General features: G+C 65.4%; 23 protein-coding genes. 9 read left to right on the top strand and 14 right to left on the bottom strand.

The features are described from left to right. Positions 1–52 precede the first annotated feature (52 nt). The 4 genes from AC0L3P_RS22645 to topA are packed head-to-tail and all read right to left on the bottom strand — an operon-like array spanning position 53 to position 6,369. Positions 53–799 (bottom strand): NUDIX hydrolase, encoded by a 747-nt coding sequence (locus tag AC0L3P_RS22645; RefSeq protein WP_275167919.1) that lies wholly within the window; start codon positions 797–799, stop codon positions 53–55. 32 nt (positions 800–831) lie between these two features. Beyond that, the gene (locus AC0L3P_RS22650; RefSeq protein WP_275167918.1) at positions 832–1,266 is read right to left on the bottom strand and encodes a DUF983 domain-containing protein; all 435 of its coding nucleotides are present in this window, start codon (positions 1,264–1,266) and stop codon (positions 832–834) included. Then, positions 1,260–3,617, bottom strand: coding sequence for a ribonuclease R (gene rnr, locus AC0L3P_RS22655; RefSeq protein WP_275167917.1), 2,358 nt, complete (start codon positions 3,615–3,617; stop codon positions 1,260–1,262). The genes AC0L3P_RS22650 and rnr overlap by 7 nt, the downstream gene beginning before the upstream one ends. Positions 3,618–3,624: 7 nt before the next feature. Continuing rightward, a complete protein-coding gene (gene topA, locus AC0L3P_RS22660; protein ID WP_275167916.1) occupies positions 3,625–6,369 on the bottom strand; it encodes a type I DNA topoisomerase in 2,745 nt (914 codons plus the stop codon). A 227-nt stretch (positions 6,370–6,596) separates the two neighbouring features. Here topA and AC0L3P_RS22665 point away from each other — a divergent pair, with 227 nt between their 5' ends. Then, the gene (locus AC0L3P_RS22665) at positions 6,597–6,836 is read left to right on the top strand and encodes a hypothetical protein (RefSeq protein ID WP_007603303.1); all 240 of its coding nucleotides are present in this window, start codon (positions 6,597–6,599) and stop codon (positions 6,834–6,836) included. A gap of 33 nt (positions 6,837–6,869) precedes the next feature. Here the strand turns inward: AC0L3P_RS22665 and AC0L3P_RS22670 are convergent, their stop codons facing one another. Together AC0L3P_RS22670 and AC0L3P_RS22675 are read right to left on the bottom strand one after the other, a co-directional pair. Further along, a complete protein-coding gene (locus AC0L3P_RS22670; RefSeq protein ID WP_275167915.1) occupies positions 6,870–7,424 on the bottom strand; it encodes a flavodoxin family protein in 555 nt (184 codons plus the stop codon). Positions 7,425–7,592: 168 nt separating this feature from the next. Continuing rightward, entirely contained in the window at positions 7,593–8,063 is a 471-nt protein-coding gene (locus AC0L3P_RS22675) for a winged helix-turn-helix transcriptional regulator (protein WP_275167914.1), read from the bottom strand. A gap of 121 nt (positions 8,064–8,184) precedes the next feature. Here AC0L3P_RS22675 and AC0L3P_RS22680 point away from each other — a divergent pair, with 121 nt between their 5' ends. Continuing rightward, the gene (locus AC0L3P_RS22680; protein ID WP_275167913.1) at positions 8,185–8,958 is read left to right on the top strand and encodes an SDR family oxidoreductase; all 774 of its coding nucleotides are present in this window, start codon (positions 8,185–8,187) and stop codon (positions 8,956–8,958) included. A 174-nt stretch (positions 8,959–9,132) separates the two neighbouring features. Then, positions 9,133–9,315 (top strand): hypothetical protein, encoded by a 183-nt coding sequence (locus AC0L3P_RS22685; protein WP_275167912.1) that lies wholly within the window; start codon positions 9,133–9,135, stop codon positions 9,313–9,315. 71 nt (positions 9,316–9,386) lie between these two features. Here AC0L3P_RS22685 and AC0L3P_RS22690 read toward each other — a convergent pair whose 3' ends face one another. After that, positions 9,387–9,995, bottom strand: a complete 609-nt coding sequence (locus tag AC0L3P_RS22690; RefSeq protein ID WP_275167911.1) for an FMN-dependent NADH-azoreductase — start codon at positions 9,993–9,995, stop codon at positions 9,387–9,389. Positions 9,996–10,078: 83 nt separating this feature from the next. Here AC0L3P_RS22690 and AC0L3P_RS22695 point away from each other — a divergent pair, with 83 nt between their 5' ends. Beyond that, the gene (locus tag AC0L3P_RS22695) at positions 10,079–10,489 is read left to right on the top strand and encodes a winged helix-turn-helix transcriptional regulator (protein WP_275167910.1); all 411 of its coding nucleotides are present in this window, start codon (positions 10,079–10,081) and stop codon (positions 10,487–10,489) included. On the opposite strand, the gene dprA is transcribed toward AC0L3P_RS22695, so the two are convergent. Then, positions 10,486–11,628 carry a DNA-processing protein DprA gene (gene dprA, locus AC0L3P_RS22700; protein WP_473305142.1) on the bottom strand — a complete coding sequence of 381 codons (1,143 nt, stop codon included), beginning with the start codon at positions 11,626–11,628 and terminating at the stop codon, positions 10,486–10,488. The two genes, AC0L3P_RS22695 and dprA, sit on opposite strands and share 4 nt — an antisense overlap. A gap of 95 nt (positions 11,629–11,723) precedes the next feature. On the opposite strand from dprA, the gene AC0L3P_RS22705 reads away from it, so the two are divergent. Together AC0L3P_RS22705 and AC0L3P_RS22710 are read left to right on the top strand one after the other, a co-directional pair. After that, positions 11,724–12,005, top strand: coding sequence for a DUF6959 family protein (locus tag AC0L3P_RS22705; RefSeq protein ID WP_275167908.1), 282 nt, complete (start codon positions 11,724–11,726; stop codon positions 12,003–12,005). Between the two features lie 8 nt (positions 12,006–12,013). Next, positions 12,014–13,258, top strand: coding sequence for an amidase (locus AC0L3P_RS22710; protein WP_275167907.1), 1,245 nt, complete (start codon positions 12,014–12,016; stop codon positions 13,256–13,258). On the opposite strand, the gene AC0L3P_RS22715 is transcribed toward AC0L3P_RS22710, so the two are convergent. From AC0L3P_RS22715 to AC0L3P_RS22730, 4 genes are all read right to left on the bottom strand, one after another. Beyond that, positions 13,250–14,452 carry a patatin-like phospholipase family protein gene (locus tag AC0L3P_RS22715; RefSeq protein ID WP_275167906.1) on the bottom strand — a complete coding sequence of 401 codons (1,203 nt, stop codon included), beginning with the start codon at positions 14,450–14,452 and terminating at the stop codon, positions 13,250–13,252. The two genes, AC0L3P_RS22710 and AC0L3P_RS22715, sit on opposite strands and share 9 nt — an antisense overlap. Positions 14,453–14,596: 144 nt before the next feature. Continuing rightward, the gene (gene plsY, locus AC0L3P_RS22720) at positions 14,597–15,193 is read right to left on the bottom strand and encodes a glycerol-3-phosphate 1-O-acyltransferase PlsY (RefSeq protein ID WP_275167905.1); all 597 of its coding nucleotides are present in this window, start codon (positions 15,191–15,193) and stop codon (positions 14,597–14,599) included. A gap of 32 nt (positions 15,194–15,225) precedes the next feature. Beyond that, the gene (locus AC0L3P_RS22725; protein ID WP_275168399.1) at positions 15,226–16,527 is read right to left on the bottom strand and encodes a dihydroorotase; all 1,302 of its coding nucleotides are present in this window, start codon (positions 16,525–16,527) and stop codon (positions 15,226–15,228) included. 5 nt (positions 16,528–16,532) lie between these two features. Next, the gene (locus AC0L3P_RS22730) at positions 16,533–17,480 is read right to left on the bottom strand and encodes an aspartate carbamoyltransferase catalytic subunit (RefSeq protein ID WP_007603315.1); all 948 of its coding nucleotides are present in this window, start codon (positions 17,478–17,480) and stop codon (positions 16,533–16,535) included. Between the two features lie 207 nt (positions 17,481–17,687). On the opposite strand from AC0L3P_RS22730, the gene AC0L3P_RS22735 reads away from it, so the two are divergent. Together AC0L3P_RS22735 and AC0L3P_RS22740 are read left to right on the top strand one after the other, a co-directional pair. Continuing rightward, entirely contained in the window at positions 17,688–18,437 is a 750-nt protein-coding gene (locus AC0L3P_RS22735; RefSeq protein ID WP_275167904.1) for a M15 family metallopeptidase, read from the top strand. A 46-nt stretch (positions 18,438–18,483) separates the two neighbouring features. Beyond that, positions 18,484–19,254, top strand: a complete 771-nt coding sequence (locus AC0L3P_RS22740; protein ID WP_275168398.1) for a CPBP family intramembrane glutamic endopeptidase — start codon at positions 18,484–18,486, stop codon at positions 19,252–19,254. 104 nt (positions 19,255–19,358) lie between these two features. Here AC0L3P_RS22740 and AC0L3P_RS22745 read toward each other — a convergent pair whose 3' ends face one another. Beyond that, positions 19,359–20,282 (bottom strand): AEC family transporter, encoded by a 924-nt coding sequence (locus AC0L3P_RS22745; RefSeq protein WP_275167903.1) that lies wholly within the window; start codon positions 20,280–20,282, stop codon positions 19,359–19,361. Positions 20,283–20,285: 3 nt separating this feature from the next. Continuing rightward, positions 20,286–20,777 (bottom strand): Holliday junction resolvase RuvX, encoded by a 492-nt coding sequence (gene ruvX, locus AC0L3P_RS22750; protein ID WP_275167902.1) that lies wholly within the window; start codon positions 20,775–20,777, stop codon positions 20,286–20,288. 46 nt (positions 20,778–20,823) lie between these two features. Between ruvX and AC0L3P_RS22755 the strand changes: the two genes are divergently transcribed. Next, positions 20,824–21,036 (top strand): hypothetical protein, encoded by a 213-nt coding sequence (locus tag AC0L3P_RS22755; RefSeq protein WP_275167901.1) that lies wholly within the window; start codon positions 20,824–20,826, stop codon positions 21,034–21,036. Positions 21,037–21,189: the final 153 nt, after the last annotated feature.

The raw sequence follows: 21,189 nt of genomic DNA on the forward strand, positions 1-21,189 counted from the left end.
TTTCGTGAGCTTCACGAGACGCGAACCGGTCTCCACTTCGCTTGGATACTCTTTAGCTCAAAATATCCTTCTGCATCTTGCCGCCGTAGAAATGGAAGAACGGCACCGGCGCATCATGGCGGAGCGGGCCGGTGGCAAGGCGCGCGTCGAGCTCGTTGAGCACGTTGCGCGTCATCGGATGCAGGTCGGCGAGTGGCTTTGAGCCGAGCTCGACCCAGACCAGTTCGACCAGCTCGGCATCGGCATGGATCACGCCGTCGACGCGATGGGCGATCGCGGAGGCGTCCGCCGTGAAGAAGCGCGTGTCGAACCGCTTGACGCGGCCGGGCGGAGTGATCGCGCGCGCGATCAGGAACAGGCTGGAGGGATCGGGCAACAGGCCCGCATCGGCGAACGGCTTCCAGGGGCCTTCCAGTTTTGCCTTGCCCTCGGCTTTGCGTCCCAGGCAGAGACCCGTTTCCTCGCAGGCCTCGCGGATCGCGGCAACCGCGAGCGACTTCGCGCGCGAGGCCGGCGTCTTCGGACTGCCCTTGGCGAGATTGGCTTCCAACTCGGCGGTGACCGGCGCCGCGCACGGCACGCGATAATCGTCCTTGTCGACACGGCCGCCGGGGAAGACGAACTTTCCGGGCATGAACACCACGTTGTCGTGGCGCTTGCCGACCAGGACTTTTGGAGTTGTGCCGCTGCGATCGACCAGGATCAGTGTCGCCGCATCCCGCGGGCGGAAATAGGGATGATGGTCGGCTTCCTTGCCCTCGTGGATCTTCGCCTTTTCCGCCTGCGCCGTACCCGTCATGTCCTCACCCAAACCACTTTTGCTTATTTTGCTTACACCGGCGGAATACCATCGGTCGGGTTCTCGTCAAAGCCATGCATGCGCAGAGCCCATTGCAATCCGACCACGGCTCCCTTCACCGGCTGCAGCAGGGCGAGCGAGGCGACGAAGGTGAACGGCAGATAGGCCGCGAAGCTGATCCAGACCGGCGTGGTGTAGTTGGTCTCGATCCACAGAATAGCCGGCACCACGATGTGCCCGACGATGACGATGACGAGATAGGCGGGCAAATCGTCGGCGCGATGCGGCGTGAAATCGAGGCCGCAGACCGAGCAATTGTCCGCGGTCTTCAGGAAGGCGCGGAACAGCTTTCCCTCGCCGCAGCGCGGGCAGCGGCCGCGAAAGCCGCGCCTCATCGCAGCAAAGACGTCACGCTTCTCGACGAGGCCGGTCTCGCGGGTCCAGATCTTCGGGGCTGCGCTCACCATGCCTTGCCCTTCTGGCCCTTGCCCTTGCTTTTTCCCTTGGCCTTTTTGCCCTTGCCGGGTTTCTTCGGCTTGTCCGGCTTGCGCTTCTTGTCGGGACTGCGCCCGGGGTGCGCCTTGAACGAGGGGCGGCGCTGCGGACCGGATGACCTGCGGCCCCGCGGCGCGGTCTCGCCGGACGATGACGACAGCAGCTCGAAGCGTAGCGCGCCTGCGATGGGGGCTGCTTCAATCAGGCGGACGTCAACGACGTCACCGAGCTGATGCATGGTGCCGCTGCGCGTGCCGACCAGGGCATGGCGGCCCTCGTCATAGTTGAAATATTCCGTGCCGAGGGAGCGGATCGGGATCAGGCCGTCGGCGCCGGTCTCGGCGAGCTTGACGAACAGGCCGGCGCGCGTGACGCCGGAGACGCGGCCCTGGAAGCTCGAACCGATGCGGTCGGCGAGATGGTGCGCGATCAGGCGGTCGACGGTCTCGCGCTCCGCTTTCATCGCGCGCCGCTCGGTGACCGAGATGTGGGCTGCGACCTCGCTCAACGTTTCCGGCGTCTCGGTGTCGGGCAGCGCGCCTTCGCCGAGGCCGAGCGCGCGAACCAGCGCACGGTGCACGACAAGGTCGGCATAGCGGCGAATCGGCGAGGTGAAATGCGCGTAGCGGCGCAAATTCAGGCCAAAATGACCGTAGTTCTCCGAGGAGTATTCGGCCTGCGCCTGGGCGCGCAGCACGACCTCGCTGACGAGCGGAAAGTGGTCGTGGCCTTCGAGCTGCGCCAGTACGCGGTTGAACAAAGCGGGGCGGAGCGCGCCGCCTTTCGCGAACGGAACGTCCAGCGTCTCCAGGAATTCCGCCAGCGCGTGGACCTTTTCCAGGGTCGGCTCGTCATGCACGCGGTAGATCAGCGGCAGCGACTTCTTCTCGAGCATCTCGGCCGCCGCGACATTGGCGAGGATCATGAACTCCTCGATCAATTTGTGCGCGTCGAGCCTGTCGGGGACGACGACGCGGTCGACGGTGCCGTCGCTCTTCAACAGGATCTTGCGCTCGGGCAGATCGAGGTTGAGCGGATCGCGCTCGTCGCGTGCGCGCTTGACGCAGGCATAGGCGGCATAGAGCGGCCGCAGGATCGGATCGAGCAGGGGGCCCGTGGTGTCGTCCGGCCGGCCGTCGATCGCGGCCTGCGCCTGGGCATAGTTCAACTTGGCTGCGGAGCGCATCAGGATGCGATGGAAGCTGTGCGAGCGTTTCCGCCCGTCGGGGCCGATGATCATCCGCACTGCGAGCGCGCCGCGCGGCTCGCCCGGCACCAGCGAGCACAGATTGTTGGAGATGCGCTCCGGCAGCATCGGCACGACGCGATCGGGGAAATAGACCGAGTTGCCGCGATCGAGCGCGTCGCGGTCGAGCGCGGTGCCCGGCCGCACGTAGAAGCTCACATCGGCGATGGCGACATCGACGATGAAGCCGCCCTTGTTGTTGGGATCAGGATCCGGCTGCGCGTGCACCGCGTCGTCGTGATCCTTGGCATCCGGCGGATCGATGGTGACGAGCGGCACGTCGCGCCAGTCCTCGCGCCCCTTCAAAGTGGCCGGCTCCGCCGCTTCGGCCTCGCGCTCCGCCGCGGGGCGGAATTGCAGCGGGATGTCGTGCGCGTAGATCGCGATCAGGCTGATCGCCTTCTCCGACTTGACCGAGCCGAGCTTCTCCTTGACGCGGCCCGATGCCAGCCCAAAGCCGCGCGAGCGGATGATGTCGACGCTGACGAGATCGCCGTCCTGCGCGCCGTGCGTCTCGGTCGGGGCGATGTTCAGCTCGCGGTCGGCGGACTTCTTGTCGACGGGGATGATCCGTCCGCCGCCTTCGGGCAGGCTGCGGAAGACGCCGAGGATGCGGCTCTTGGTCTTGTCGAAGACCTTGATGATGTGGCCGCGATAGGCCGGGCCTTCGGTCTCATCGGAGCGCTCGACCCGCAGCAGCGCGCGATCGCCGACGCCGGCCGCGGTGCCGGGCTTGGGCCGGCGCGGCATTGTGATGAGGATCTTTGGCGGTTCGCCGCTTTCGACCTCGTCCCATTCGGTCGGGGAGGCGACCAGCTCGCCGTCGGCGTCGCGCCCGGTGATGTCGGCGACCAGCGTCGGCGGCAGGCTGTCCGGCTCTGAAATCGTATGGCGCTTTTTCTTGACGAGCCCGTCGTCGGCGAGCTCGCGCAGCATGCGCTTGAGCTCGATGCGGTCGGCGTTCTTCAGGCCAAACTCGCGTGCAATTTCGCGGGTTCCGACCTTTCCAGGATTTGCCTTAATGAAGGCGACGATGGCTGCCCTGTCGGGAAAGCCACGGTCATTCTTGCGTTTCACTTAACCTCTATTTGGTGCCGGCACTTTTCTTGGCCGGAGCTTTGGCGCCAGCTGCCTTGGTCGGCGACGTTTTGGCCGTCGACGACACGGCGGCGCGCGCCTTGCTGGTGGATTCGGATTTGGGTTTGGCCGCCTTCTTCGCGGCCGGCTTTTTGGTTTTTGGCGCGGCGTCATCGCCGTCGGCGGCCTTCGCCGCAGCCTTCTTGGCCTTGGCCGGCTTCGCCGCCTTCTTCGGTTTCTTGCCGCCGCCCTTGGCCGCGCGCTCGTCGATCAGCGCGATCGCCTGCGGCAGCGTGATGGCATCTTTCTCGATGTCGCTCGGGATCGTCGCATTGACGCCGCCCGCCGTGACATAGGCGCCGTAGCGGCCGCCCTTCACCGTGACGGTGCCGAGGGTGGGATGATCGCCGATCGCCTTGCCGGGATCGGCGCCGAAGCGGCGGCTCGGGCCCTTGGCGATCTTCTCCGCGATCAGCGTCACGGCGCGGTTGATACCGATGTCGAACACTTCGTCGCCGGCCTCCAGGCTCGCGTAGGTCTTCTCGTGTTTTACGAACGGGCCGAAGCGGCCGAGACCTGCCGTGATCGGCTCGCCGGTTTCCGGATGCTTGCCGATCTCGCGCGGCAGCGACAGCAGCTTGAGCGCAAGCTCGAGTTCGACATCTCCAGGGGAAGTCCCCTTCGGAATGCCCGCTCGCTTCGGCTTCTCGCCCTCCGCATAATCCTTCTGTTCGCCGAGCTGGATGTAGGGCCCGAAACGGCCGGCCTTGACCCAGACATCGCGACCCGTATCCGGGTCCTGGCCGAGCGAACGATCGGCCGTGGCCTCGCCGTCGGCGGCGAGCTGACGGGTATAGCGGCATTCCGGATAGTTCGAGCAGCCGACGAAGGCGCCGAACTTGCCGGCCTTCAGATTGAGCCGTCCGTTGCCGCAGCTCGGACATTGCCTGATGTCGCCGCCATCGGTGCGGGGCGGATAGATGTGCTGGCCCAGCATGTCGTCGAGCACGTCGAGCACCTGCGCCACGCGCAGATCCTTGATCTCGTCGACCGCGCCGATGAAGCCGGTCCAGAAATCCTTCAGCACCTGCTGCCAGGAGATCTCGTTGTTGGAGATGCGGTCGAGCTGCTCTTCCAGATTGGCGGTGAAGTCGTATTCGACGTAGCGGGCAAAGAAGCTTTCGAGGAAAGCGACCACGACGCGGCCCTTGTCCTCGCCGTGCAGGCGCTTCTTCTCGAGCTTGACGTAGCCGCGGTCCTTGAGGACCTGGAGGATCGAGGCATAGGTCGAGGGCCGGCCGATCCCGAGCTCTTCCATGCGCTTGACCAGCGAGGCTTCGGAGAAGCGCGGCGGCGGCTCGGTGAAGTGCTGGGTGACGGCCAGCGACTGCCGCTTCAACGCATCGCTGGGGCTCATCGCGGGCAGGCGGCGGGAGTCCTCGTCCTCCTCGTCGTCGCGGCCTTCCTGATAAAGTGCGAGGAAGCCGTCGAACTTGACGACCTGGCCGGTGGCGCGCAGGTCCAGCGTGCGGCCGCCAACTTTCGCCGTGATGTCGACCGTGGTGCGTTCCAGCTCGGCCGATTCCATCTGGCTCGCGATGGTGCGCTTCCAGATCAGTTCATAGAGTCTCGCCTGGTCGGACTCGAGCTTGCGGCTCATGCTGTCGGGGCGGCGCGACATGTCGGTCGGCCGGATCGCTTCGTGGGCTTCCTGGGCGTTCTTGGCCTTGGCCTGGTACTGGCGCGGCGCTTCCGGCACATAGGCGTTGCCGTAATCCTCGCCGATCACCTTGCGTGCCTGGGTGATCGCGGACGGATCGATCTGCACGCCGTCGGTCCGCATATAAGTAATGAGTCCGGTGGTCTCGCCGCCGATGTCGATGCCCTCATAGAGCCGCTGCGCGATGCGCATGGTGTGCGCCGGCGCGAAGCCGTATTTGCGGCTGGCTTCCTGTTGCAGCGTCGAGGTCGTGAAGGGCGCCTGCGGATTGCGCCGGGCCGGCTTGGCATCGACCGCGGTCACGGCGTAGCTGGCGGCTTCCAGCGCTTTCTTGAAGTCCTCGGCTTCCGCGCCGGTGCCGATGTCGAGGCGCTGGATCTTCTTGCCGTCGGCGCCGACGAGACGTGCCTCAAAGGCGTCGCCGCGCGGCGTCAGCAGGGTCGCGATCAGCGACCAGTATTCGCGCGCAACGAACTTTTCGATCTCGAGCTCGCGGTCGCAGACCAGCCGCAGCGCGACCGACTGCACGCGGCCCGCCGAGCGGGCGCCCGGCAGCTTGCGCCACAGCACGGGGGAGAGGGTGAAGCCGACCAGATAGTCCAGCGCGCGGCGCGCCATATAGGCGTCGACCAGCGCACCATCGATCTGGCGCGGATGCTTCATGGCGTCCGTGACCGCCTGCTTGGTGATGGCGTTGAACACCACGCGCTCGATCTTGTGGTCCTTGAGCGCACGCTTCTCTTTCAGGACCTCCAGCACGTGCCAGGAGATGGCCTCGCCCTCGCGATCAGGGTCGGTGGCCAGAATCAGGCGATCGGCGTTCTTGAGGGACTTGGCAATGTCGTTGAGCCGGCCGGCCGCCTTGGGGTCGACCTCCCAGATCATCTTGAAATTGGCGTCGGGATCGACGGAGCCGTTCTTCGCGGGCAAGTCGCGGACATGGCCAAACGAGGCCAGAACCTCGTAGGACGAGCCCAAATACTTGTTGATCGTCTTGGCTTTCGCCGGCGACTCCACAATGACGATATTCATGTAGTTCCAGTAACTTATGGGGAAATTTGGGGCCGAATTCGATGAGATTCGGGTCGGCCCTTTCGTCCCGAACATGGGTGGTGAGGCCCTCGCTGTCAAATCGAGGGGTGTTGAAAGCCATCCAGATGGGAAAAGTTTCATATCGAGAAAGTTGCAAAACACCACCTTTGAGTTGCGGCCGATGTCGGCGTAATGTTTCTGCGGGGCATGGATTCGGGTGGGGGCTGGTGACTAAGCCAGGAAAGAAACGGGCGGGCGCCGCATCGCGCGCGGCTGGAGGCTCGCGTCACGAGGAACCGGGGGAGGGCGGCGTCGAGGAGGCGGTCGCCTTCATCGCCGAGCAGGTCGGGGCACTGCGCAAGCTTGCCGAGCGGCACAAGCTCGACGTGCTGCATTATCTCCTGGGCATGACCAAGCTCGAGGCCGACGAGCATCTGCGGCTGCGGAGCAAGCGCAAGCTCTCGTGAAGAGGGCGATGTGCTGCTCCAACGACGGTGCGGTTAGCCGTTGCGGCTTGCCATTTTGGCCAATCGCTGGCCGAGATATTCGGCCGTGGTGAGGTCGCTCTGAGGCAAGGAGCTGTCGACCAGATGCGACGCAAGGCCAAGCTGGCTGCCTAAGCGATTGCGGCCGCTCGGGTCCTCCCCACCCGGAATATCCAGTCCGCACCAGAGCATGCCGTGCTGCGCGGCCAGAATGGAAAAGTAGGACAGTGTGTGGAGTTGATCGCCGCCTGCGCAGGCGCCCGTCGTGAACCCGGCTGCGATCTTGTTGGCCCATTGCTGCCGGCTCCATCGATCACTTGAAGCATCGGCAAACGCTTTGAATTGAGCGGCTGGTCCGCCCATATAGGTCGGGCTGCCAAACGCAACCGCGTCGGCGCGGTCGATCGTCTCCAGTAAGCTCTCATTCTGGAAGCGGCCTGATACGATGTCGCCGCCGGTGATACGACAGAGCGTGACCTGCGCCTTGCCATCCGCTCCGCGCGCAAGCGCATGCGCCAGCGTCTCGGTGGTGCCGGAGATGGAAAAGTAGATGATGGCGAGCAGAGGCATGGTGGTGCCACTTTGGTGGGACCTCGCCATCTTTGACGCTGTCGATGTCTTGTACAAGTCCCGCCACGCCGTCATTGCGAGCGAAGCGAAGCAATCCAGAGTCCCACCGCGGTCACATTCTGGATGCTTCGCTGCGCTCGCAATGACGGTTGGGGTGGCGGTGCATCCTTATCCCGCTAACCGCCGGCGCGGAGCGGGCCGCGGCTTCAGTGTGGTATCGGCTTGCGTCAGCAATCGCCCGTCCTCCGCGCGCAGCTCCAGCTTGCGCACCGGGCGGCCTTTCTCGCGATCGACCAGGATGGTCGCGATCTCCGACGGGCGATCGTCGAATTCCTCGCTCCATTGGCGCAGCGCTACCAACACCGGGAAGACGCCGCGGCCCTTCGGCGTCAGCACATATTCCTGATAGGCGCTGCCGTCGGACGCGGGGGCGGTTGCTAAAATGCCGTGGTCCACGAGTGAGCCCAGCCGTGCCGACAAGATGTTCTTGGCCATGCCGAGCTTGCTCTGAAACTCGCCGAAGCGGCGCAGGCCGAACAGCGCCTCGCGGATGATCAGCAGCGACCACCGGTCGCCGATCGCTTCCAGCGAGCGTGCGATCGGACAGGTATCGCCCTCGAAGCTCGTTCGTTTCACCATTGCTTCGTCCTTTCGCGATCGCCCGATCTCAGAGCCGATCACGCGCTTGTGTGGTTGCATCATAAAACCATACGCCCTAGATGGCAATCATAGTTTTATGATGCAACCACTGGAGGCGAACGTGAGACTGAAGAACAAGACGGCCCTGATCACCGGCGGCAATAGCGGCATTGGACTGGCGACGGCAAAGCTGTTCGTGGCCGAGGGCGCCAAGGTGGTGATCACCGGGCGCAACAAGGAGACGCTCGAGGCGGCCGCGAAGGAGCTCGGGCCGAACGGGCTCGCGCTGGCCGCCGACGCCACCGACATTGCCGCGACCGAAGCTGCGATCAAGAAGGGCGCGGAAAAATTCGGCAAGTTCGACATCGTGTTCGCCAATGCCGGTATCGCCGGCGGCACCCCGCTGGGGTCGGCCACGCTGGAGGTCTTCGAGAAGGTCATCAGCACCAATCTGACCAGCGTGTTCTTCACCGTTCAGTCCGCGTTGCCTTATCTCAACGACAACGCCTCGATCATCCTCAACGGCTCGGTGATCTCCGTGCTCGGCATTCCCGGCTATTCGGCGTATGGCGCCGCCAAGGCCGGCGTGCGGGCGATGGCGCGGATCATGGCATCAGAACTGTCGCCGCGCGGCATTCGCGTCAACGTGGTCGCGCCCGGTGCGATCCGCACGCCCATCTGGGGACCTGCGACCGCGACGCCCGAAGCCGAGAAGGCGTTTGAGAAGCGGATCGCGCTGACGACGCCTCTGGGGCGCATTGGCGAAACAGATCACGTCGCGAAGACGGTGCTGTTCCTCGCCTCCGACGATTCCGCGCATGTGCAGGGCCAGGAAATCTTCGTCGACGGCGGTGCGGTCGCCTCGCCGAGCGGTGCGCCGATCTATCGCGGCTGATCAATTGAAGTGAAAATTGAATCGGTCGGTGCACGCAAAGCGGTTGCGCCGGCCGATCCCCACTTCTCGCGAGCTGTATTTTCTGAACGTTGCGTGAGGCTTTGAACCTTCGCTTTGGCTGCCAAGACCCTTTTACGGGCAGGGGTCACGAGACTCATTTCAAGGGAGCCCGATATGCCAAAGGCAGCTCGTATTATTTCCCCGATTTCAGCACCGCGTATTTACACTGAAAATTACACCGTTCCCGCCAAGCGTTCCGACACCTCCGAGTTCATCGGGGTCGCTCTTTTTGCCGGCATCGGCCTGTTCGTTTCGCTCGTCGCCGTCATCCTCGGCATTCAGGGCGCCTGGTTTTAGCTTCGCCGATCGCGCACCGCTCGATCAGCCGCCGCGACCGAGTTGCGGCGGCTGATGATTGGCGCTTTCGCTCAGGCCGCGCGCAGGGCAGTTGCCGCCTCGAGCGCGCTTGCGAGCGACTTCTCGCGATGCTCCGGCCCGACCTGGATTCCGTCGGCGCTGATGAATTCGGGATGATGGATGCCCATGAAGCCGAACACGCCCCGCAGATAGCTTTCGAGGTGCTCCAGCGACGCGGCTGGCGAGCCGGCGCCGTAATAGCCCCCGCGCGAGATCGCGAAGATTACGCGCTTGCCGCCGGCAAGGCCCTGCGGGCCGTTGGCCCCGTAGCTGAATGTCTTCCCCGCCACCAGGACCCGGTCGATCCAGGCCTTGAGCTGGCTCGGAATCGTGAAATTGTACATGGGCGCGCCGATCACGACGATGTCCGCCGCAAGAAACTCGTCCAGCGCGGCCTTGCTGGCGGCGAGGTCGGGGCCGAGTTCCGCTGGCGCAGGCGCGCCTTGCGCGGCCGCCAGATGCGAGCCGGAGAGATGGGCGAGCGGGCTCTGCGTCAGGTCGCGATAGACGATGTCCAGCGATGGCGTCGCCTGCCTGAGACGGTCGACGATGGCGGCCGAGACCTGCCGGGAGACGGAGTGGGGGCCGAGCACGCTGGAGTCGATGTGGAGGAGTTTCATTCGGGATCACCCTGGTATAAGTTTGTAACCAGAGCTCCATGAGTGACTATCGAAATCCCCGCAAGAACGCACCTTTTTGAGCCATGGGCACATCTTTGAAACCTGCGCACGTCGATTTGCCTGCCACGCCGATGCCGGATCGCGACCACGCGGACTGCCGTGGCGTCGCCTCGATCCTCGCGCGCGTCGGCGACAAATGGAGCGTGTTCGTGATCATGATGCTGAGTGATGGACCCAAGCGCTTCAACGAGCTCAAGCGCATGATCAACGGCATCTCGCAGCGGATGCTGACCCTGACACTGCGCGGGCTCGAGCGCGACGGCCTGGTCACGCGCACGATCTTCCCGACCATTCCGCCGCGGGTGGATTACGAGCTGACCGATCTCGGCCGCGGATTGCAGCAGCCGGTGAAGGCACTCGGCGAATGGGCGATCACGCATCAGCAGCAGATCGCCTCGGCGCGCACGCGCTTCGACGAGCGGAACACTCCTTAAAGCAGCGAGACAAGGCCACCGCCGTGGCGTTCGAGCCGGCCGGCGAGCTCGAGCTCCAAAAGCACGGTGCGCACGATGGCAGGCGAGGCGCCGGACATCCGCACGAGATCGTCGATCGTGACAGGGGCAGGGCCGAGCAGACCGGTGATCTGATCGCGGTCGTGTCCTTGCGGATCGCTTTCGAACGGCTCGCTGTCGGGCTCGCGCGCGGTGCGCATCAGCGGCCGCTCCATGATCGGTGCGACTGCGTTGACGACGTCGGCGGCTTCGGTGACGAGCGTCGCGCCCTGCTTGATCAGATCATTGGTGCCGGCGGCGCGCGGATCGAGCGGCGAGCCCGGCACCGCGAACACTTCGCGGCCCTGTTCGGCCGCCATGCGCGCGGTGATCAGCGAGCCCGAGCGGTGCGCCGCCTCGACCACGACCACGCCGAGCGCGGCGCCCGAGATCAGCCGGTTGCGACGGGGGAAGTCGCGGGCGCGCGGCTCATGGCCGAGCGGCATCTCGGAGATCGCAGCACCCTTGCGGTCGAGGATCGCGGCGATGAGATCGCCATGCTCCGGCGGGTAGATGCAGTCATGTCCGCCGGCGAGCACGGCGATGGTGCCGCTCTCGATGCTGGCGCGGTGCGCGGCCTGATCGACGCCGCGGGCGAGGCCGGAGATGACGACAAAGCCGGCTTCACCAAGCTCGCGGGCGAGCTGACCGGCGAATTTCAAGCCTGCACCGGAGGCATTGCGCGAGCCGACGATCGCAATCATCGGCCGCACCAGCGTTGCATTGTCGCCGCGTACGGCGAGCAACGGGGGCGCATCGTCGAGCGTTGCCAGCCGCGCCGGATAGCCGTCCTCGCCGGGCGCGAGCCAGGCGATGCCGAATTTGCGGCTGGCGGCGAGCTCGGTTTTCGCCTCGTCGGCGCTACAGATGCGCGCCGATCGCTGCGCACCGCCACGGCGTGCGAGATCCGGCAGCCGCTCCAGCGCCGCGCGCGCCGTGCCGAAATGATCGACCAGCGACCGAAAAGTGCGCGGTCCGACATTGTCGGACCGGATCAGCCGCAGGCGGTCGATCCTGTCGGCTTCGGTCAGCTCTACACTTGGATTGATGGCGTCCACGGCGGCTCCTTGCAGGCACAGCATGGAACAACCTGAGGGCGTATGGAAGGGGGTGGACCCGGCCACAGCACCCGAATAAATGGATGGTCACCAAGCGGATTGGTTTCTGAGGCATTGGAATGCGTGTCGCACCGGTCGAGATTTTCGCTGATACCACGAACGCGGCGGTGATGCGTCACCCGGGACGGCATTTTCCCGGGATGCTGATTCAGGGCGACGCGCTCCACACGCTCTGCTGCATGGCAGATGACGCCTGTTCGGCCATCGACCAGTCGTCAGAAGCGTACAAGAATGCCAACGAGCTTAGAAACCGGCTTTGGTCGTACCTCAATCATTACAAGGCCACACTGGATGAGCACGGCCTACCTCTGCCGTTTAGCGACCGAGGCATCTTTACTTAGGAATACCCATGATCTCACTCGCCGACCTCCAGCGCCGTATCGAAGCGGGCGAGCTTTCGCCCGATGCCGCCATTGCCCAGTCGCATGCAGCCATCGAGGCCAGGGAGAAGGACGTCCATGCCTTCGTCCGTCACGACAGCTCCGCGAAGGCGCAAGCTTCTGGGCCGCTGCGCGGCATCGCGGTCGGGATCAAGGACATCATCGACACCGCGGATTTCCCGACCGAGATGGGATCGTCGATCTATCGCGGCTGGCAGCCGCGCGCGGATGCGCCTGTCGTGATGATGCTGAAGCGGGCAGGCGCCACCATCATCGGCAAGACCACGACCACGGCGTTCGCCTCGCGCGATCCGACCCCGACGCTCAATCCGCACAATCTCGGCCATACGCCGGGCGGCTCGTCCTCGGGCTCGGCCGCGGCGGTCGGTGCCGGCATGATCCCGCTGGCACTGGGGACCCAGACCGGCGGCTCGGTGATCCGGCCTGCGGCCTATTGCGGGACCGCCGCGATCAAGCCGTCGTTCCGGATGCTGCCGACGGTCGGCGTCAAATGCTATTCGTGGGCGCTCGACACGGTCGGCCTGTTCGGCGCGCGCGCGGAAGATCTCGCGCGGGGACTGCTGGCGATGTCCGGCCGCACCGAATTCACTGGCATTGTCCCGGCGACGGCGCCGCGCATCGGCGTTATCCGGCAGGAGTTTGCCGGCGACGTGGAGCCGGCCGCCGAGGAGGGGCTGCAGGCCGCGATCAAGGCCGCCGAGAAGGCCGGCGCCAGCGTGCAGACCATCGATCTGCCGCAGGCGGTGCAGGAGGCCTGGCGCATCCATCCGATCATTCAGGACTTCGAGGCGCATCGCGCGCTCGCCTGGGAATTTTCCGAACGCCACGACGAGATCGCGCCGATGCTGCGCGCCAGTCTCGATGCGACGGTCGGTCTCACACCCAAGGACTATGACGACGCACGCCGGGTCAGCCGTCGCGGGCGCCGCGAGCTTGGCGAATTGTTCGAGCGGTTCGACGTGCTGCTGACCTATTCGGCGCCGGGCACGCCGCCGGCCAAGGAGCTCGCGAGCACCGGCGACCCCCGCTACAACAGGCTCTGGACGCTGATGGGCAACCCTTGCGTCAACGTGCCGGTGCTCAAGGCCAATGGCCTGCCGATCGGCGTGCAGGTGATTGCGCGCTTCGGCAACGACGCGCATGCGCTGGCGACGGCGTGGTTCCTGGAGCAGGCGCTGGCGAAATCAGGCTAGCACAGGTTCGAGGGCGACGATGCGCTGGCCGGATGCGGCCGGCGCTGCGCTGTGATCGGTACCTTGCTTGAGCCAGCGCCCGGCGGCCTCGCGGCCGCTCCGGTGCAGCGCGCGAATGAAGCCGCGGCCGAGATCGGTGGACGAGCGCTGCGCCAGGCCGTCGACGAAATCTTCCGCGGCGATCCTGGAGAGCCGCAACGACGATCCGGTCTGCGATTGCGCCCATTCCATCGCCGCGATTTCGGCATTGAGGGCGGCGTTGGCCGCGATCTGATCCAGCCTGCGGTCGATCGCGGCGAGCGTGATCGGCACGTAGCTGTCGCGCGCCGGCGTGACCTGGACGAGCAGGATTTCGGTGCTCGCCGTGTCCTGCACGAGCCGCAGCAGGGGCGGATTGCCGCCGAGGCCGCCGTCCCAATAAGCCTCGCCGTCGATCTCCACCGCGCAATGAACCAGCGGTGGACAGGTCGAGGCCAGCGCGACGTCTGCGGTGATCATGTCGTTGCGGAAGATCTGCTGCTGCCCGTCGCGGATCCGGGTCGCCGCGATCAGGAGCTTCGGGCAGCGCGGATCGCGCAAGGCGGAAAAGTTGATGTCGCGCGACAGCGCCTGCCGCAGCGGATCGAGATCGAACGGATCGAACTGGCCGGAGCGCAGCGTCGGACCGAACGCGACCGAGCTTCCCGCCGGCGAGAAGCCGCCGATCAGCATCAGCGATCGGAACGAGGCCTCGTGCATCAGCCGGATCCAGAACCGGTTGAGCCGCGCGCGCGCGCCTTCACGGCCGCCCTCGGCGAAACCGGAGGCGAGCAGCAGCGCGTTGATGGCGCCGGCGCTGGCGCCGCTGATGGTGTCGATCGCGATGGACGGCTCTTCCAGCAGCCGCTCCAGCACGCCCCAGGTGAAGGCGGCGAAGGTGCCGCCGCCCTGAAGCGCCAGCGACAGTTTTTGCGGCGGCCATTGCCCCGGCGCCCGATCCTGCGCGATGGGCGCTGCGACAGCTACAATTTCGACTGGTGTCCGCGCTTGCACGATCGGGTCGGGCTCGCGCGATGGTGGCGAGACGGAAGCAGCCTCCGGTGTGACAAGCGGGAAGGGCCCAGCGGACCAGATGTCCGTCGTCGAGAGCATCCGGCTTGCCGCAGTGCCCTGCAAGCCACCTTCAACATGCGCGCCGACAATCTTCTCGCTCATTCTGAGCAACCGCGTAGAGCCATGCCCACGATCAGGGCCAAGCCAGGAACCCGTTCGTCCATACAGCCGTGATTCGGCTGCAAGTTGCGAACACCATTTGGATATAATGCAGAAGGGGTGCCGCGGTATCCGTGGATTCCCGGCTTATGCCTTCTCGCCGATCCGGCTTTCCTTGCCCGATTGCAGTCGCTTGATGTTCTCGCGATGTGCGAAGAACAGCAGCAGCGTCAGCACTGCCGCCAGCGCCGCGAGTGCGGGTTGGCCGAACCACAGCAGGAACAGCGGGGTGATGAACGAGGCCACCAGGGCCGAGAGCGAGGAATAGCGGGCGGTAAAGGCAGTCGCCAACCAGAGCAGGCAGAACACCAGCGCGGCCGGCCAGAACAGCCCGAGCATGACGCCGATATAGACGGCGACACCCTTGCCGCCGCGGAACTTGAGCCAGACCGGGAAGAGATGGCCGAGGAAGGCGCCGAGTCCGGCCAGCATCGCGGCATTGGGACCGGCGATGTAGCCGGCGATCACCACCGCGACGGTGCCCTTGAGCGCGTCGAGCAGCAGGGTCCCCGCGGCAAGGCTCTTGCGTCCCGTGCGCAGCACGTTGGTGGCGCCGATGCTGCCGGAGCCGATCGAGCGGATATCCTGTGTGCCGCCGAGTCTCGTCAGGATCAATCCGAACGGAATCGAGCCGAGCAGGTAGCCGATGGCGAAAGCCACCGGCAGGAACAATTCAAGTGCCATGTCTGCAAATTCCCTGGCTGCAGCTCCGCACGTCAGACATGCTCGTACACGGTCCGTCCGCCGACAATGGTGCGCACCACGCGGCCTGTAAAGCGGGCCTCGTCGAACGGCGTGTTCTTGCAGGGCGATTTGAGGTCGGCGGGATCGACCACCCAGGGGACATCGGGGTCAATCACGATGACGTCGGCGGGGCTGCCCGGACGCAAGGTTCCGCCAGGCAATCCCAAAATCTCGGCCGGCCGGGTCGACATCGCCCGGATCAGCGTCTTGAGGCCCAGCTCGTCATTATGCACGAGCCGAAGGCCCGCCGGGAGCATGGTCTCCAGTCCGATCGCGCCGGGGGCTGCTTCCGCGAAAGGCAGGCGCTTGACCTCAACGTCCTGCGGATTGTGGTCGGACATGATGACGTCGACGAGGCCGGAGGCGACGGCGGCGACCAGCGCGCGGCGGTCGTCCTCGGTGCGCAGCGGCGGCGACAGCTTGAGGAATGAACGGTAAGGGCCGATGTCGTTCTCGTTCAGCGCAAGGTGGTTGATCGAGGCCGAGGCGGTCACGGCGAGGCCGGCGTCGCGGGCGCGCTTGAGCACGTCGAGCGACTCGATGCAGGTCAGCGACGCCGCGTGATAACGGCCGCCGGTGAGCGCGACCAGGCGCATGTCGCGCTCCAGCATCACGGCTTCCGCCGCGTTCGGGATGCCCATCAGGCCGAGCCGCGACGCGAACTCGCCCTCGTTCATCACGCCTTCGCCGACGAGATCGCGATCCTCGGTGTAGTGCACGATCAGCGCGTCGAAATCGCGCGCATAGGTCAAGGCGCGGCGCATCACCTGCGCATTGATCACGCTTTTGTCACAGTCGCTGAAGGCGATCGCGCCGGCTGCCTTGAGGAGGCCGAACTCGGTCATCTCCTCGCCGCGCATGCCCTTGGTCAGCGCCGCCATCGGCTGAATGTTGACGATGGCAGTGTCGCGGGCGCGACGCATCACGAAGTCCACCGTCGCCGAGTTGTCGATGACGGGCGAAGTGTCGGGCTGGCAGATGATGGTGGTGATGCCGCCGGTCGCAGCCGCCTGGCTTGCGGAGGCAAAGGTCTCGCGATGGCTGAAGCCGGGCTCTCCGACGAAGGCGCGCATGTCGATCAGGCCGGGCGCGACGATCTTGCCGGCGCAGTTGACGACGTCGGTGCCCTCGGGGACGCCGGCAGCGCCGATGCCGCGGCGGGTCTCCCGGATGATGCCGTCGGCAATCAGGACATCGCCGGGGCCATCAAAATCCCGGGAGGGGTCGACGACGCGGGCATTGGCAAGCAGGATGGGTCGGCGGTCGGTCAACATGAGCATCACGCGTTCGGCAGGTTGCGGGCGAGCGCTTCCAGCACCGCCATGCGCACGGCCACGCCCATTTCCACCTGTTCGCGGATCAGGGACTGGGCGCCGTCAGCGACCGCAGTGTCGATCTCGACGCCGCGGTTCATGGGGCCGGGATGCATGACGAGAGCGTCGGGCTTGGCGTAGGCGAGCTTCTTCTGGTCCAGCCCGAAATAATGGAAATACTCGGAGGTGGACGGCACGAAGGAGCCGTTCATGCGCTCGCGCTGGAGCCGCAACATCATGACGATGTCGGCGCCGTTGAGCCCCTCGCGCATGTCGCGCGCGACCTCGACGCCCATTCGCTCGATGCCGGGCGGCAGCAGCGTGGAGGGGCCGACGACGCGGACGCGGGCGCCCATCGCGTTGAGCAGGATGATGTTGGAGCGGGCGACGCGCGAATGCAGCACGTCGCCGCAGATCGCGACCACGAGGCCCTCGAGCCGGCCCTTGTTGCGGCGGATGGTCAGCGCGTCGAGCAGGGCCTGGGTCGGATGTTCATGCGCGCCGTCGCCGGCATTGATTACGGAACCGTCGACCTTGCGGGCCAGCAGTTCCACCGCGCCGGAGGCGTGATGGCGCACCACCAGGATATCCGGGTGCATGGCGTTGAGCGTCATTGCCGTGTCGACCAGCGTCTCGCCTTTTTTGATGGACGAGGAGGACACCGACATGTTCATGACGTCGGCGCCCAGCCGTTTGCCGGCGAGCTCGAACGAGGATTGGGTCCGGGTGGAAGCCTCGAAGAAGAGGTTCACCTGCGTCCGTCCACGCAGGACGGTGCGCTTCTTGTCAACCTGGCGGTTGAGCTCGACATATTCTTCGGACAGGTCGAGGAGGCCGGTGATGTCGGCCGCGGAAAGGCCCTCGATGCCCAGCAAATGCCGGTGGCCGAGGACGAAGGTCGATTTCGATGTCATTAAAGCGAGAGCTATAGGCGGGGATGGCCGGGGGGGCAAGGGCCAAAGCCCGGGCGGGGAGTTATCCCCCGATCTGTACCTTGTCGTCATTCCGGGGCGATGCGAAGCATCGAACCCGGAATCTCGAGATTCTCTGGTGCGGGAGCCCGCACCATAGTTCGGCTCTTCGAGCCGCCCCGGAATGACGCCGGAGGACGGGGAGGCATCGTGAAAACAGGTCTTACCGCATTTGTAGCAATCGGCTTCATCTCATCCGCCCATGCCCAGTCGCTTCCCGGCGGCTTCGTCTATCTGCGCGACATCGACCCCAGCATCGTCCAGGACATCCGCTACGCCACCTCGAACAATTTCGTCGGCCGTCCGCTCGCCGGCTACGGCGCTGGCGAATGCGTGGTGAAGCGGGAGGTGGGGCTGCGGCTGAAGGCGGTGCAGCAGGAACTGGCGGCGCAAAATCTCTCGCTGAAGATGTTCGACTGCTACCGGCCGGCGCGGGCCTCGCTCGATATGGTCAGGTGGTCGCAGAACGGCCACGAGACGGCCGCCGAGCGGCGCTACAATCCCAAAATTCCCAAGACCGAGTTGTTCCGCCTCGGCTACATCGCAAGCCGCTCGCAGCATTCGACGGGCGCCGCGCTCGATCTCACGCTGGTCGATCTCAAGGCCGACAATTCAGGCAAATACGACCCGTCAAAGGCCTACGCTGACTGTACCGCGCCGGTCGAGGCTCGCCCGCCAGAGGGCAGCGTCGACATGGGCACCGGCTATGACTGCACCGACGTGAAAGGGCACACCGCCGCACCGTCGATCAGTCCGGACCAGCGCGCCTGGCGCAAGCGGCTCGTGGCAGCGATGGCGAGGCAAGGCTTTGTGAACTATGCGAAGGAGTGGTGGCATTTTTCCCTGCCGGGGGCGGGCGGGGCGGCCTATGATTTCCCGATTCCGCCGCGGACGAAGTAGATCGCAATCCGACCAGCCCGGAATGCTCCCCAATGAAAGCGCCTTGATGGACTCGCTCAATCCCGATCATCCGCCGCTGACTGCGACGCCAGCGCACGAGGCGACGCGCGTCTGGAAATTCTGGGGCACGGCGATATGGGGCGTCGTCATTTTCGCTGCAATGTTCGTCGGACAGATCGGCGCCATCGTTCTGCTGGCGGTACAGCGTGGCCTGCCGATGGACCTCGCGTCGCTTCAGCTCGTCGGCGGCGAGCCGCAGGCGCTCGCGCTGTCGGTGATATTGGGCCTGCCGGCGACACTGGCCGCGGTGTGGCTTGCCATCCGCATCAAGAAGACCTCCTTCGTCGACTATCTCGCGCTGCATTGGCCGTCCTGGAAGCAACTCCTGTTTGGCGCCGTTGGCCTCATCCTGATCGTCGTGGCCTGGGAGACGATGTCGCGGAGCCTCGGCCGCGAGGCCACGCCGGGCTTCATGACCGATCTGTTGAAATCTGGCCGCGATAAGGGCGCAGCCTTCTTCCTGTTGTTCGCATTCAGCGTGGCAGCGCCGATGTCGGAAGAGATTTTGGCGCGCGGCTTCCTTTATCGCGGCTGGTCGGCGAGTTTCCTGCGCGTGCCCGGCGCGATCATCCTGTCGTCGCTGCTGTGGACGGTCGTGCACCTGCAATACGACCTGTACTTCCTCGCCGAGGTCTTCTCCATCGGCCTGTGGTTCGGCTACATGCGCTACCGCAGCAACTCGCTCTGGCTCACGATCGTGCTGCACGCGCTGAACAATCTGACGGCGGTGGTGCTGACGATGTGGCTGGGGAGCTGAGGTTTCATACTCCGTCATTGCGAGCGCAGCGAAGCAATCCAGACTTCTTCCACGGAGACAGTCTGGATTGCTTCGTCGCAAGAGCTCCTCGCAATGACGGAGGTCTAGGCCACCAGCGCGATCACGATCGGCATGGTGATCGCCGCCAAAATCGTCTGCAGCGTGATGATCTGCGCCAGCAGCGGGGCGTCGCCGCCCATCTGGCGGGCCAGCACATAGGCGCTGGTCGAGGTCGGCACTGCGGCGCAGATCGCGACGATGGCGAGGCTGTCGCCGGACAGTCCGAACCAGACGGCAAGCACCAGCGCGACCATCGGCATCAACACCAGCTTGAACACCACGCCGATAGCGGCGCCCGCGCTGGGGCGGAGCAGGCCTTTTAGATGCAGTCCGGCGCCGGTGACGAGCAGGCCGATGGCGAGGGAGGAGCGGCCGAGTGCGTCTGCCACCTCATGCCAGATCCTAGGCAGCGGCAGATGAATGACATTGATGACGAGGCCGATCGCGCAGGCCCAGATCAGGGGATTGCGGACAACAGTCATGACGATCGCGCGCGCGGATTGCTTCTCCGGCGCGGCGAAGTGCGCGAGCACCGCGACGCTGAGGACGTTGACCAGCGGAATGATCGCCACCATCGCGACCGAGGCGAGCGCCAGCCCGACCTCGCCGAACATGTTGGCGGAGACGGACAGCGCCACATAGGTCTGCCAGCGGATCGCGCCCTGGAAGATCGAGGTGAAGGCGGGACCGTCGATGTCGAGCCGTGCGAGAGCCGGGCGGAGCGCGAGGCAGAGCAGCGACATCGCGAGCGCCGACAGCAGCAGAGCGCCGCCGACGCCGGCGACCGGCACGCTGGACAGGTCGGCCTTTACCAGCGTCTGGACCAGCAGCATCGGAAACAGGACGAAATAAGTTAGCCGCTCCAGCCCGTTCCATTGCGTGTCGAGCCGCATCAGGGTGCGCCTCAGCACCACGCCGAGCACGATCAGGATGAAGACGGGGAGGAGCGCCGCGATCACGACGGCCATGGATCAGCCTGGCCCCGGAGCTGCGCGCAGATTGGCGAGGCGGTCGAGCGCGCCTTGCAGGATGAAGATCGCGGCGTGCTCGTCGATCACTTCGGCGCGCTTGGCGCGGCTGACGTCCATGCCGATCAGCTCGCGCTCGACCGCAGCGGTCGACAGGCGCTCGTCCCAGAGACCGATCGGCAGCACGGTCAGGCCGGCGAGGTTGCGGGCAAACGCCCGGGTCGATTGCGCGCGCGGGCCCTCGCTGCCGTCCATGTTGATGGGCAGGCCGAGCACGAAGCCGACGGCCTTGCGTTCACCGGCAATCGCGAGCAGCCGGGCGGCATCCTGCTTGAACGCCTTGCGCTGGATCGTCTCGACGCCGGTCGCTAACCGGCGGTCCGGATTGGACACGGCAACGCCAATGGTCTTGGTACCCAGATCAAGGCCGACCAACCCGCCGCGTTCGGGCCAGTGGATTGCAGCATCGACGAGAGGCAGGATAAGAGCCGGCATGGTGTTAGCGCATATCACGCGTCGCGCTGCGGAGTGAACCCGGAACATGGATGCGCTGACACTATTTGGCCTGTTCGCCGTGACGGCGATGCTGGTCACTTACGCCCTGGAAGACCGCAGCCACTGGTTCGTGCTGCTGTTCGCAATGTCCTGCGTGCTCGGTTCGGCCTACGGCTTCCTGCAAGGGGCCTGGCCGTTCGGCGTGGTCGAGGCGATCTGGGCCGTCGTGGCGCTGCGGCGCTGGCGTCTCAGGCCGTAGATCGTCCGGCGGCACCACGACGCGCGAAATCGTGATGCGCAGGTGCATCGACCATTTGTGGCAAATCTCACACGGGTGACGTCGCGGACGATGGCATGATGTCGCGTCTCCGGCCGCGCGCATCGATTGACGCTCTGGTTGCGGTAGATTAAA

It is taken from the genome of Bradyrhizobium sp. WSM4874, assembly GCF_055811835.1.

Coding starts and splice junctions, on each gene's coding strand:
- AC0L3P_RS22645 (WP_275167919.1), bottom strand. CDS start 799: ATGACGGGTACGGCGCAGGCGGAAAAGGCGAAGATCCACGAGGGCAAG.
- AC0L3P_RS22650 (WP_275167918.1), bottom strand. CDS start 1,266: ATGGTGAGCGCAGCCCCGAAGATCTGGACCCGCGAGACCGGCCTCGTC.
- topA (WP_275167916.1), bottom strand. CDS start 6,369: ATGAATATCGTCATTGTGGAGTCGCCGGCGAAAGCCAAGACGATCAAC.
- AC0L3P_RS22670 (WP_275167915.1), bottom strand. CDS start 7,424: ATGCCTCTGCTCGCCATCATCTACTTTTCCATCTCCGGCACCACCGAG.
- AC0L3P_RS22675 (WP_275167914.1), bottom strand. CDS start 8,063: ATGGTGAAACGAACGAGCTTCGAGGGCGATACCTGTCCGATCGCACGC.
- AC0L3P_RS22685 (WP_275167912.1), top strand. CDS start 9,133: ATGCCAAAGGCAGCTCGTATTATTTCCCCGATTTCAGCACCGCGTATT.
- AC0L3P_RS22690 (WP_275167911.1), bottom strand. CDS start 9,995: ATGAAACTCCTCCACATCGACTCCAGCGTGCTCGGCCCCCACTCCGTC.
- AC0L3P_RS22695 (WP_275167910.1), top strand. CDS start 10,079: ATGGGCACATCTTTGAAACCTGCGCACGTCGATTTGCCTGCCACGCCG.
- dprA (WP_473305142.1), bottom strand. CDS start 11,628: ATGCTGTGCCTGCAAGGAGCCGCCGTGGACGCCATCAATCCAAGTGTA.
- AC0L3P_RS22705 (WP_275167908.1), top strand. CDS start 11,724: ATGCGTGTCGCACCGGTCGAGATTTTCGCTGATACCACGAACGCGGCG.
- AC0L3P_RS22710 (WP_275167907.1), top strand. CDS start 12,014: ATGATCTCACTCGCCGACCTCCAGCGCCGTATCGAAGCGGGCGAGCTT.
- AC0L3P_RS22715 (WP_275167906.1), bottom strand. CDS start 14,452: ATGAGCGAGAAGATTGTCGGCGCGCATGTTGAAGGTGGCTTGCAGGGC.
- plsY (WP_275167905.1), bottom strand. CDS start 15,193: ATGGCACTTGAATTGTTCCTGCCGGTGGCTTTCGCCATCGGCTACCTG.
- AC0L3P_RS22725 (WP_275168399.1), bottom strand. CDS start 16,527: ATGTTGACCGACCGCCGACCCATCCTGCTTGCCAATGCCCGCGTCGTC.
- AC0L3P_RS22730 (WP_007603315.1), bottom strand. CDS start 17,480: ATGACATCGAAATCGACCTTCGTCCTCGGCCACCGGCATTTGCTGGGC.
- AC0L3P_RS22740 (WP_275168398.1), top strand. CDS start 18,484: ATGGACTCGCTCAATCCCGATCATCCGCCGCTGACTGCGACGCCAGCG.
- AC0L3P_RS22745 (WP_275167903.1), bottom strand. CDS start 20,282: ATGGCCGTCGTGATCGCGGCGCTCCTCCCCGTCTTCATCCTGATCGTG.
- ruvX (WP_275167902.1), bottom strand. CDS start 20,777: ATGCCGGCTCTTATCCTGCCTCTCGTCGATGCTGCAATCCACTGGCCC.
- AC0L3P_RS22755 (WP_275167901.1), top strand. CDS start 20,824: ATGGATGCGCTGACACTATTTGGCCTGTTCGCCGTGACGGCGATGCTG.